The sequence below is a fragment of the Paenibacillus diazotrophicus genome, assembly GCF_042610465.1.
Genome location: NZ_JBGJZN010000006.1, coordinates 219,241 through 231,333 on the forward strand (window position 1 = coordinate 219,241; position 12,093 = coordinate 231,333).

At 52.2% G+C, this 12,093-nt stretch carries 11 protein-coding genes, 1 pseudogene and 1 riboswitch; of the genes and pseudogenes, 11 read left to right on the forward strand and 1 reads right to left on the reverse strand.

Going from position 1 to position 12,093, the window contains the following annotated elements; translation table 11 throughout:
- The first annotated feature begins 168 nt into the window (after positions 1–168).
- From ACAN54_RS21900 to ACAN54_RS21940, 9 genes are all read left to right on the forward strand, one after another.
- The gene (locus ACAN54_RS21900) at positions 169–669 is read left to right on the forward strand and encodes an Lrp/AsnC family transcriptional regulator (RefSeq protein WP_379160438.1); all 501 of its coding nucleotides are present in this window, start codon (positions 169–171) and stop codon (positions 667–669) included.
- 13 nt (positions 670–682) lie between these two features.
- The gene (locus ACAN54_RS21905; RefSeq protein ID WP_379160441.1) at positions 683–1,900 is read left to right on the forward strand and encodes an aminotransferase class I/II-fold pyridoxal phosphate-dependent enzyme; all 1,218 of its coding nucleotides are present in this window, start codon (positions 683–685) and stop codon (positions 1,898–1,900) included.
- 184 nt (positions 1,901–2,084) lie between these two features.
- Positions 2,085–2,291: an aspartyl-phosphate phosphatase Spo0E family protein gene (locus ACAN54_RS21910; RefSeq protein WP_379160925.1), complete on the forward strand. Its 207-nt coding sequence runs from the start codon at positions 2,085–2,087 to the stop codon at positions 2,289–2,291.
- 183 nt (positions 2,292–2,474) lie between these two features.
- Positions 2,475–3,038, forward strand: coding sequence for a cob(I)yrinic acid a,c-diamide adenosyltransferase (locus ACAN54_RS21915; RefSeq protein WP_379160444.1), 564 nt, complete (start codon positions 2,475–2,477; stop codon positions 3,036–3,038).
- Positions 3,039–3,045: 7 nt separating this feature from the next.
- Entirely contained in the window at positions 3,046–4,092 is a 1,047-nt protein-coding gene (locus ACAN54_RS21920) for an RluA family pseudouridine synthase (RefSeq protein WP_489685746.1), read from the forward strand.
- 160 nt (positions 4,093–4,252) lie between these two features.
- Entirely contained in the window at positions 4,253–4,618 is a 366-nt protein-coding gene (locus ACAN54_RS21925) for an arsenate reductase family protein (RefSeq protein WP_379160450.1), read from the forward strand.
- A 155-nt stretch (positions 4,619–4,773) separates the two neighbouring features.
- Positions 4,774–5,700, forward strand: coding sequence for a 5'-3' exonuclease (locus ACAN54_RS21930; protein ID WP_379160453.1), 927 nt, complete (start codon positions 4,774–4,776; stop codon positions 5,698–5,700).
- 192 nt (positions 5,701–5,892) lie between these two features.
- Positions 5,893–7,389, forward strand: coding sequence for an alpha-N-arabinofuranosidase (locus tag ACAN54_RS21935; protein WP_379160456.1), 1,497 nt, complete (start codon positions 5,893–5,895; stop codon positions 7,387–7,389).
- A gap of 13 nt (positions 7,390–7,402) precedes the next feature.
- Positions 7,403–7,678 (forward strand): DUF6171 family protein, encoded by a 276-nt coding sequence (locus ACAN54_RS21940; RefSeq protein WP_379160459.1) that lies wholly within the window; start codon positions 7,403–7,405, stop codon positions 7,676–7,678.
- 136 nt (positions 7,679–7,814) lie between these two features.
- On the opposite strand, the gene ACAN54_RS21945 is transcribed toward ACAN54_RS21940, so the two are convergent.
- Positions 7,815–8,753 (reverse strand): ArsR/SmtB family transcription factor, encoded by a 939-nt coding sequence (locus ACAN54_RS21945; protein ID WP_379160462.1) that lies wholly within the window; start codon positions 8,751–8,753, stop codon positions 7,815–7,817.
- A gap of 124 nt (positions 8,754–8,877) precedes the next feature.
- A riboswitch (cobalamin riboswitch) is annotated at positions 8,878–9,066 on the forward strand.
- A 176-nt stretch (positions 9,067–9,242) separates the two neighbouring features.
- Here ACAN54_RS21945 and cobJ point away from each other — a divergent pair.
- Both cobJ and cobK read left to right on the forward strand, forming a co-directional pair.
- A complete protein-coding gene (cobJ, locus tag ACAN54_RS21950; protein ID WP_379160464.1) occupies positions 9,243–11,207 on the forward strand; it encodes a precorrin-3B C(17)-methyltransferase in 1,965 nt (654 codons plus the stop codon).
- Positions 11,204–11,962 (forward strand): annotated as a pseudogene (gene cobK, locus ACAN54_RS21955) (precorrin-6A reductase); the annotation flags it as partial. The gene cobJ and the pseudogene cobK, both read left to right, overlap by 4 nt.
- Between the last annotated feature and the right edge of the window lie 131 nt (positions 11,963–12,093).

Genomic DNA, 12,093 nt, shown 5'->3' on the forward strand with positions numbered 1-12,093 from the left:
TGTCCTATGGCCGACGCAGCACCATAGCTCTTTCCCGCTTCCCGGGATAATAGGTGCTTTTTCAGAATAAGGCAATCCGTTAACCCCGCTTCTGCGGGGTTATTTTGTTTGCAGAAGTACCATTTTCATGTCATATTAGTATTAAACTCTTATCGCAGGAGGGAAGGCATGAAGGAAATGAATGAACTGAAGAGGAAAGTGCTGGAACTGCTCAAGGAGGACGCGCGAAGCTCTACAGCACTGATGGCAACGCTGCTGGGAGCGGAAGAAGACGACGTCAAGCAAGTGATTGAGCAAATGGAAAAAGACCATGTCATTGTTAAATATGCCACCGTCGTGAATTGGGATAAGGTGGACGATGAGCGGGTTACAGCGCTGATTGAAGTACAGATTACACCCGAACGGGGCCGGGGCTTTGAGGGGATTGCTGAACGAATCTATTTGTATCCCCAGGTGAAATCGGTCTACCTCATGTCGGGAGCCTATGACCTGTTAGTAGAAGTAGAAGGCCGGAATCTGCGGGATGTCGCTAATTTCGTATCCGAGAAGCTGTCTCCGATTGATGCGGTACTCTCGACCAAAACCAATTTTACGCTCAAAAAATACAAACAGGACGGTATCATCTTTGAAGAGCATGAGGAAGACAACCGTCTCATGATATCTCCGTAAAGGAAGTAATCAAATGATCACGAATAATAGTCAGCATACCGGAGATACAGGCAAATCGATGAGTTCCTATTTGGCACCGCTGGTTCAGCAGATTCAGCCTTCGGGCATCCGCAAGTTTTTTGATCTGGCGGCAGGCAGCAAAGATATTATTTCACTTGGGGTCGGTGAGCCGGACTTTAAGACGCCCTGGCATGTCAGGGAAGCCTGCGTATATTCGCTGGAGAGAGGTTTTACAGGTTATACCTCTAACGCAGGTATGCCGGAGCTTCGGGAGGGAATAGCCGAATATTTGCACAACCGTTTCGCCGTTGATTATAATCCGGCCAATCAGATCATCGCCACAGTGGGCGGCAGTGAAGCCATTGATCTGGCGCTGCGCGCCTTGATCTCGCCCGGAGATGAGATTCTTATTCCTGAGCCTTGTTATATTTCCTATTCTCCGATTACCGCGATTGGCGGCGGGATTCCTGTCGGCATTGAAACGTTCGGGGAGAACAATTTCAAGCTTACCGCAGCGGGGCTGGAAGCCAAGATTACCCCACGCTCCAAAATTCTGATTCTCTGTTATCCCAGCAATCCGACAGGTGCGATTATGAGCCGTGAAGACTGGGAGCCTATTGCCAAGGTTGTAGAAAAGCATGATCTCATCGTAATTTCTGATGAAATCTATGCGGAACTTACCTATGGCAGCAATCATGTCAGCTTCGCTTCATTGCCGGGAATGATCGACCGGACGATTCTGGTCAGCGGTTTCTCCAAAGCATTTGCCATGACCGGCTGGCGAATGGGCTATGCTTGCGGACATCCGGACTTGATCTCTGCGATGCTGAAGATCCACCAATACACTGTTATGTGTGCCCCTTCCATGGGCCAGGTGGCCGCTCTGGAGGCGTTAACCAACGGTATGGAGGAGAAGGACCGGATGACCGATTCCTACAACCAGCGCCGCCGCTTGATAGTCAAAGGCTTGCGGGATGCCGGATTGGATTGCCATGAGCCGCAAGGCGCATTTTACGCATTTCCAAGCATACGCCGCACCGGACTTACTTCCGACGAGTTTGCCCAGCGTCTGCTGCTTGAGTATAAGGTAGCCGCAGTTCCCGGCAGTGTGTTTGGACTTGGAGGCGAAGGTTATCTCCGCTGCTCCTACGCCACTTCCGTCTCCCAGCTGAATGAAGCCGTTGAGCGGATAGGGGCATTTGTCTCACAATTAGAGCGTGAACGCGTGTAATCAGACTACAAGATGAAGTAAATCGGACTATAGCGGATCTTTATAATGTATGGTATTATTTTACTCTGAGGACAAGAAACCCCTGTGTTAGTACTTACATGGATTTTCTTCTCTGAACATACATTTAGGAGGGATGATTGTGCTCAGCGCCGATTATTACTTGCCTTCCTATGGCGGGGAATGTTTGACCGGAAGCGGTAAACGGCCCCCCAAGGGCGATATTAACGCACACAGACTCTCTTTGGAAGATGAAATCCGTGTTCTCCGAAGCAGAATGGAACAGCTTTTTGTACAGGAGAATTCGTTCACTTCGGCTAATGTGATCGAAGTCAGTAGCCTGCTGGACCTGAAGATTAATGAATATATGAGAGGGCATTCCCGCAGACGCTGAAGCTGCGAATGTTCTTTGTTTGGGACCTCCGGGTCCCTTTTTTGTTTGTAGCAGAAGATTAAGCTCATAACCCCGGTTCAGGGAGTTATTTACATGTCAGAAATGCCGAACTTTGTTTGCCTTATCTGCATAGGAGCGTTTAAACTAAGAATATGTGATTCAAGAGGCAGGAGGAGAAAACGAATGGCGATCTATACACGTACGGGGGATAAAGGGGAAACATCAGTTATTGGCGGCCGCGTAGGCAAGGATGATGTACGCGTCGAGGCCTACGGTACGATTGACGAGCTGAACAGCTTTGTCGGCCAGGCACGTAGCCTGATGGAGGATGAGAAGTTCGAAGATGTGCGGGAGCAGTTGCTGGAGATTCAGCATGAGCTGTTCGACTGCGGCTCGGATCTTGCTTTTGTGAAGCTAAGCGAGAACAAATATAAGGTGAAAAGTGAGATGGCTGAGCGCCTCGAAGGCTGGATTGATGCGCTGCAGGCCGAAAATCCGGTACTGGAGCGCTTCATTCTGCCGGGAGGAAGCACATTATCATCCGTACTGCATGTCTGCCGTACCGTATGCCGCCGCGCGGAACGGCGTGCAGTTACGCTGGGACGGAGTGCAGATATCAACCCGGAGGCAGTGATCTATCTGAACCGGCTGTCGGATTACTTTTTTGCATTGGCCCGCACGGCCAACACACGTCTCGGGATTGCTGATGTAGAATATGTGCGGAGCAAAAAGGTATTCCGCAACTAATATGACAATGAGCTATTATTCACCCATTTCATATCAAGTGCCGCAGTCTGAGGACGGCTGGCTGCTTAAGACCATCCTGCAGAAGCGGATGGATGTCTCCCGCAAGCTGCTGTCCCGGCTCAAAATGACGGAACAGGGCATTATGCTGAACGGGGAACGGGTCTATATCAGCGTGCGGGTAGCAGCGGGCGATAACGTGCAGATCCGCATGGAGCAGGAGACATCAGAGGATATTTTGCCGCAGCCGATCCCTTTTGAAATCCTTTATGAGGATGAGCATCTGCTGGTTGTGAACAAAGCGGCTGGAATCATTGTGCATCCGACCCATGGGCACTATACCGACACACTGGCGAATGGAGTTGTCTATTACTGGGCGCAAAAAGGTGTGCAATTCCGCTTCCGCCCCGTTCACAGGCTGGATCAGGAGACGTCGGGCGTACTAGTGATTGCGAAGAATCCATACAGTCACCAGCATATTTCCGAGCAGATGATTGCCGGAACGGTGGACAAGCGTTACAACGCCTGGGTGCATGGCGTTCCTGCTGTGCCGAGCGGTGATATCGACGGCCCGATCGATCGCGACCCGGCGGAGCCGCACCGGCGGATCGTAACGCCGGATGGCTATCCTTCCTTGACCCGCTATGAGGTCAAGGAGGTGTACTCCGGCGCGGCAAAGGTCGAGCTGAAGCTGGAGAGCGGCCGCACCCACCAGATCCGGGTGCATATGGGCTCCATCGGCTGCCCGCTGATTGGTGACGGGATGTACCGTCACCCGCTTTACGCCAAGGCGGGGCTGCTGGCCGTGAATACTCAGTCGCAGATTGTGGAAGAGCATCCGCAACTGGGGCAAGTTGCGGGGCTGGATGCGGAAGAGGAAGCGCAATTGGAGCGGGTAGCGGAGCTGGATGCGTCTATTCCGCGCCAGGCGTTGCATGCGGTTAGGCTGTCCTTTCAGCATCCTGTGCTACGCACAGAGCTGGTATTTGAAGCGCCACTTCCACCGGATCTGGCGCTGCTGCAGGAGAGACTGCAGCGGGATGCGGCCGGGGAGTAGCATCAGTGTCAAGGGCAAGAGGAAGCTCTTGCTCTTAACGCAAACAACGGCAGAAATGCCGTTGTTGAGAGCGAGCCGGCTGCTTTGAGAGAAGACAACGGCAGAAATGCCGTTGTTAAGCGTTGCCTATTACCTTTAACTTTTACCGAAGGAGCAACTAATGAGTCACTTAAAAGTCTATCAATATCCCAAATGCGGTACTTGCCGCAATGCTGTAAAATGGCTTAAGGAAGCTGGCCACGAGCTGGAGCTGCAGCATATTGCCGAACAGCCGCCAACAGTGGCTGAGCTGCGTGATCTGGTGGCGGACAGCGGGCTGGAACTGAAGAAGTTTTTTAATACAAGCGGAGAAGTATATAAGAATCTTGGACTGAAGGACAAGTTGACCAGTCTCAGTGAAGAGGAGCAGTTAGCACTGCTGTCCAGCAATGGTATGCTGATCAAACGTCCGATTGTCACTGACGGCAAGAAGGTTACTGTAGGCTTTAAGGAAGAACAGTACGCTGCTGCTTGGAGCCAGGCATGATTCTTGCTTAACATCCGCCGCGGGTGTAACGGGTTAAGTAACCAGGGGATAGACGGCTGATGAAATTCCTATCAAACATCGCAGCGAAGTTGTTGCTTATTTATCGGCCTCCCGCTGCAAACCCCAAAATATGAAGATACAAGGAGAGGTTACACATGAGTTCAGAAACAAAGAGCCGGGTAATGATCGTCGACGGAATGGCTCTGCTGTTCCGGGCTTTTTATGCGACCGCCTATGGAGGATATATCCGCAAGACTAAGGCAGGAATGCCGACGAATGCGGTGTACGGATTTTTGCAGTATTTTTTCGATGCGGTGAGCACGTTTGAGCCTTCACATGTGGTCTGTTGCTGGGATATGGGCAAAGGGACCTTCCGCACGGAGAAGTATGACGGCTACAAATCGAACCGGATTGATGCGCCGCTGGAGCTGATTCCACAGTTCGATCTCGTCAAAGAGGTGGTGGCTGAGCTGGGTGTGCCGAATATCGGCCTGGTGGGCTATGAAGCGGATGACTGCATTGGCACGCTTGCATCCTGTTACAGCGGGGAGTCCGAGGTCTACATTCTGACAGGGGATCATGATATGCTGCAGCTGGTTAGTGACAGCGTTAAGGTCGTGATTATGAAAAAAGGCCGCTCCAACTACAAAGTGTACGATCCGGCCGAACTGCTCGAAGAAAGAGGACTTACCCCTGCCCAGGTGATTGATCTGAAGGGTTTTATGGGCGATACCAGCGACAATTATCCTGGCGTGCGCGGCATTGGAGAGAAGACCGCACTGAAGCTGTTGACAGAATATGGTACCGTGGAAGGCGTGATCGAGAATCTTCACCTGTTACCCAAAGGGGTGCGCGCCAAAATCGAAGCTGATCTCGATATGCTTCATCTGTCACGTGAGCTGGCGGAAATCCGCTGCGATGTGCCTGTAGTCTGTACCCTTGCGGAATGCCTGTGGGAGTTGCAGCGCGAGAACGCAGCCCGCAAATTCCAGGAGCTGGAGTTCGGCAGCCTGATGCATCTGGTAGGAACGGTGAAAGATGAGCGGGGCATTGTGCAGATCGAGCTGGGGGATCTAGGGTGAAGCTTAATCCCCTCTGTCCAGCATGATGATTGACTGAGCAAATATATGGATTGTACCCAAAGCGCTTCTTGAGCCGTTAACGGCTTAAGAGGCGCTTTTTGTTATTGACGGATGAGAAGCAAGCCCTTTATAATGTTAATATGAATATTAAATGATTAATAAAAATGTTAATTTAAGAGAGGCGGCATTGAAATGGCTCAGCGTGTTGTACTGAATACGGATATCCGCAAGGGAACGATTAACCGGAATATTTATGGGCATTTTTCCGAACATTTGGGACGCTGCATTTATGAAGGCATCTGGGTAGGAGAAGATTCACCGATTCCGAACACCAGAGGCATCCGCAATGATGTTGTGGAAGCGCTTAAGGAGATCAAGGTGCCGGTGCTGCGCTGGCCGGGCGGATGTTTTGCTGATGAATATCATTGGAAAGATGGCATTGGAGCACGCGAAGGACGCAAACGGATGATCAATACACATTGGGGCGGCGCCGTAGAGAACAACCATTTTGGGACGCATGAATTCATGGAATTGTGCGCTATGCTGGAATGCGAGCCTTATATCAACGGCAATGTAGGCAGTGGAACGGTGCAGGAGATGTCTGAATGGGTAGAGTATCTGACCTTTAACGGTATATCTCCGATGGCTGAGCTGCGCACGAAGAATGGCCGCGAAGAAGCGTGGGCCGTCAAGTATTTTGGCGTAGGCAATGAGAACTGGGGCTGCGGAGGCAATATGCGTCCTGAGTATTACGCAGATTTGTACCGGCAGTACCAGACCTATGTCCGCAACTATGGAGACAATAAGATTCACCGGATCGCCTGCGGGCCGAATTCGGACGATTATTACTGGATGGAAGTGCTAATGCGCGAAGCCACCCGGTTTATGGACTCCATCACACTGCATTACTATACGGTTCCCGGTGCAACTTGGGAGCATAAGGGTGCGGCTACCGGCTTTGAAGCTTCTGAATATTTCACGACACTGGAAAAGGCGCTGCACATGGAAGAACTGATATCCCGCCACAGTGTGATTATGGACAAATATGATCCTGAGAAAAGAGTCGGCCTGATCGTTGATGAGTGGGGAACCTGGTATGATGTGGAACCGGGAACGAACCCTGGCTTCCTCTATCAGCAGAATTCGATCCGCGATGCGCTGGTTGCCGGACTGACACTTAACATTTTCCACAACCACAGCGACCGTGTGCGTATGGCGAACATTGCCCAGACGATTAACGTGCTGCAGGCTGTCATTCTTACCGAAGGCGAGAAAATGCTGCTCACTCCGACTTATCATGTATTCAATATGTACAAGGTGCATCAGGATGCAGAACTGCTCGATCTGACACTGGAGAGCGGATCTTACAGCTTTGATGGTAAGGAGATTCCGGAAGTATCCGCCTCAGCTTCGGTAACGGCAGAGGGAGTGATTCATGTCAGCCTCTGTAACCTGAATCATGCGGCCGCAGCAGTACTTCCACTGGAATTACGCGGACTCGCCGGCCAAGCGGTTCAGATTACCGGTACAACTCTGGCCGGGGCAACGATCGATGCCCACAACTCGTTCAGCGAGCCGGAAGCTGTCGTTCCGCAGCCGTTCACAGCTTTCAAGCTGGAAGGCGATACGATTACTGTGGAGCTGCCGGCGATGTCGGTAACGGTACTGGAGATTACACCGAACGCATAAAAGGAGTACTGCTATGGCCACAACCTCTTCCTGTAAAGGCTGCCGGGACGACTATAAGGTCACAGATGCACAGATCGCCCGTATTCTGGCATCCTCGATGTTCAATGAAGGTAACACCGCTTCAGATTCGTTGTATGCGGAGCGGGTCGCTATTTGCAGTACCTGCTCCAAACTGCAGGATGGGGTAACCTGCACCGCCTGCGGCTGCATCATACCGGTTGTTGCCCGTTTGAAGGCAAGGGGCTGTCCGCTTCCCGGGGGCGGCCTGTGGCAGCCGGTTAACGAATAGACAAGGTACACTATCGCCAGGCCATGCTGTAACGGTATAACGATTGCTAAACCTGGCTAAGCCAAGAAACCCCGAATTCCACCAGTTTGATAAACTGCGGAATTCGGGGTTTCTTTATTTTGTGCGTATATGGGGGTTAAGCAGACCCTGCCGACTCATTGCTGTCTGGCATATCTGTATAATATAAATCTACCAGCATGTCTTCGTTATAATTGCCGAACCCTTTGCCGAAGAGGGTTAGACCCCCGATATGCTCGGCGTCTTCTTCCACAGACAGCATGAACGTCCATTGTTTGCTGCGGATGCCCACCTGTTCAAGCGTAACCTCGGACAGCTTATGGCCATCCATAAAAGTACCCTTTGGAGTAACCCTCAGCTGCTTGAGCAATCCGTATTGATTAGTGAGGGCGGGCCACCAGGATGGTGTGTATTTGCCCTGCCTGTCTCCATAATCGCCGGGACTTGTCCAGTAGCCAAGCTTGTGCCCGTTCAGGGTAAAGGTGATGTCCGAAGGCCAATTATTATTAATGGACGGTGCTTCCGAGGCAATCTCCATCGTAATGACCAGTTCCTCCGGCTGCTGGCTGGACAGCAGAAAGTTAGGGATTTTATATTCGACATATCCTTTGCCAAACCAGAGAATACCGGCATTCATCCGCTCGAGATCCCAGAAATAACGCGGATCGTCAAAGTTGCCGATGATTTGCTCCGTGGTAGCCAGACCGCAGGTCGGTTCGATCTGGAAATTGGAATAATGCCCGACGGGGATCTCTTTACGGTGGCGTTTACGCTCTGTTTTACCTTGTCCCGGGAACAAAATCTCGGCATTGTCCACGGCTATTGTGCAGATTTTCTGCAAGCCGCTCCGTCCGGGAGCCATATGGGTGCTGATAAGTCCGGCAGCCTCCAGCTTACGCACATGCATGGTCATAATCGCACTGCTGAGCTGCACCGCTCCGGCTAATTCCTTGACATTCATGGGCTGGACGGCAAGCAGACGGAGCATATGCAGTCGAACAGAGCTGGATAATGCTTCGTACACCGGCAGGGATTCTTCAGTAAGATCAAGTTTCATGAAAAGCCTCCGATACAGCGTTATAGTTAATAATTATATTACTCAAGTGACATTCTTACAAGCTTCATGCGCTGCACTTTTATCACAGACATGCGTGAGCGGTCTCCGCTATGATGTACAGGATGAATCAGCGACGAAACAAGGTGCCTTTGATTGATATCAAGGGATAACAGGGAATCGGGTGCAACTCCCGAGCGGTCCCGCCACTGTAAGGAAGAGCCGGCTTCAACAAGTCACTCGGTGATAGCTCCGGGGAAGACGAAGCCAGGCAATGATCCCGAGCCAGGAGACCTACCTTGTTTGCGCACACACGACTCTACGCGGATAGGAGCGGTGTACGAATGGATGAACAGATGAGGGGGCACTGCTTGTTTTGGCGGCGGGCCTGCCTTCTTTTTGTGATCTGAATACGTACATGTACCTCCCACCCCACAAGGCGGGAGTTTTTGCTTTGAGTACCGAAGCTGTATCAAGGATGGAGGAACAAGAATGAACAGACTAGGAAAGCTGCTGATTATCGGTTTTGGTCCCGGTGCAATGGAGCATATTACGGGCCGGGCTTTGGCGGCGCTGGAAGAAAGTGAGGCTGTGATCGGCTACAGCACTTATGTGGATTTGGTCCGGCCGCTGATGCGGCATCAGGAGATTGTCGGAACAGGCATGACCGAGGAGGTCAGCCGGGCCCGGGAAGCGGTTCGCCGGGCAGAGGACGGTCAGACCATTGCTGTCATCTCCAGCGGAGATGCAGGTGTATATGGAATGGCGGGGCTGGTCTATGAAGTGCTGATCGAACGGGGCTGGAAACCTGACACAGGTGTAGTGGTCGAAGTGATTCCAGGTATTTCGGCGATTCAATCCTGCTCCTCGCTGCTGGGAGCACCGATTATGCATGATTCCTGTACGATTAGCCTGAGTGACCATCTTACGCCTTGGGAGAGCATTGCGGCACGGGTGGAAGCAGCAGGAATGGCTGACTTTGTAATTGCCTTTTATAATCCGCGCAGCGGGAAGCGGACACGCCAAATTGAAGAAGCCCGTCAGATTCTGCTACGCTACCGGGACCCTGCCACTCCGGTCGGTATCGTAAAAAGCGCCTACCGTGACCGCCAGCAGACCATCGTCACAACGCTCCAGGATATGCTGAACCATGAGATCGGCATGCTCTCGACTGTAATCGTCGGCAATTCAGCTACCATAGTCTATGAAGGCCTTTTAGTTACACCACGCGGCTATGAGCGCAAGTACTGCCTTGGCGCTGATACGCAGGTATTGAAGCCGCATGAACGGCTGCGGACCGCAGCAGAACCTTGGTCGCTGGCGGCATTGGCTGGCGGTGACCAGGAGAGCGGGATTCAATCTGAACCCGTGCTTTTGCAGAACCCGGAAGGTGCCAGCCGGAAGCCGGCGGTGCTGCTAGTAGGACATGGAAGCCGTGTGGAAGAGGGGAATGAGGAGCTGCGGAACTTTACCCGTTTGCTGGCTGACCGGAGGCCGGAGTATATCATGGAGACCTGCTTTATCGAGTTGTCGGCTCCATCCATTTCCGAAGGCATAGATCTATGTGTCCGGGGAGGAGCCGTTAAGGTCTATGTTGTACCGATTATTTTATTCGCGGCGGGACATTCCAAGCTGGATATTCCGATGGCCCTGGATCAGGCGAAGCTGAAATATCCGGATGTGGAATTTATATATGGCCGGCCTATTGGCGTGCAGGAGAGAGCAGCGGAAATTCTGTTAGACCGCATCGCAGGAGCTATGGCGCTGTCGCGGCCGATTCAGACCTCAGAACAATGGGCGCAATCTGGAGACATCACTAATAATGCGATCGTACGCGCACACCAAAGCCACTTTGCGCACCCGGATAGCAGCAATCAGGAGACGGCGGCTGTGCTGAGTGAGGAAAAGGACCAGATCACAGATGAAGATACTATCGTGCTTGTCATGGGCCGCGGAGGCAGTGACCCGGATGCGAACAGCGACCTCTTCAAGCTGACCCGTCTGCTCTGGGAAAGAACCTCCTTTAAAAGCGTCGAGGCCTGCTTTATTGCTATGGCCAAGCCTTCGCTGAACGCAGGATTGGAGCGGTGCCTTGCACTTGGAGCGCGGAAAATCATCGTGCTTCCGTATTTATTATTCACCGGGGTGCTGATGAGACAGTTCAACGAAACGGTGAACGGTTTTGCCGCAGCACACCCAGAGATTGAAGTAGAGGCAGGCAGCTATCTGGGCACACACCCGCTGCTGTCCGACATGCTGATCGATCGTATAGATGAGACTGTGGCGGGCCTGACTGTAGCCAACTGCGACAATTGCAAATACCGCGACGAAGCTTCTATTCATCATCATCACCATCACCACGGTGACGAGGCGCATCATCACGGCTCCCATGGGGGAGAAGGGCATGGATGTGGCCATGAACCCGCCAACTGCTCCAATGGCGCACTGACCCGATGATATTTATGCTATGTGGAACCCGTGATGCCCGTGAACTGGCGCTTTCCCTGTCAAGTGAAGGGCTACAGCTGCTGGCGTCCGTTGTGACGGCAAGTGCTGCGGAACGCCTTGAAGCAGCGGGCATACGGACGCGTATCGGCAGGCTAGATCAGGACGGAATGATCTCCTGCCTGCGGAAGGAAGGCTGCAGCGCCATCGTTGATGCCAGCCATCCGTTTGCACAGGAGGCACATGCCCATGCGATGAGAGCCGCTGCAGTGCTCGGTCTGCCCTATTGGCGTTATGAGCGGCGCAGCGTCAGTTATGATAAACATCCCCGGTTAATGGTCGTGCATTCCTATGAAGAGGCAGCGCGCAGGGCCAAGCAGCTGGAAGGCTCCATTATGCTGACGACCGGCGGCAAAACATTAGAGGTGTTTGCAGGACAACTGCTGGGGAATACCGCTATCCGGTTAACCGTAAGACTGCTGCCCTGTCTGGAAAATATACAGAAGTGCATTTGCCTCGGGATAGAACAGCGCAACATCATTGCGATGCAGGGACCTTTTTCACGCGAAATGAATGAAGCTCTCTATAGACAATACGGCACCCAAGTGATGGTTACGAAAGAGAGTGGAGCAGAAGGTTCCCTCGATGAAAAGGTGCATGCGGCGCTGGATATGGGCCTGTATGTCATTTTGATTGCACGCCCTCAAACGGCTTCTGGAGATCACTGCAGGGTGTATCAGTCCTTTGATGAGATCGTCTTAGCGGTTANGCTGGATATGGGCCTGTATGTCATTTTGATTGCACGCCCTCAAACGGCTTCTGGAGATCACTGCAGGGTGTATCAGTCCTTTGATGAGATCGTCTTAGCGGTTACAGCTTTATATAAGAAATGAGGGAT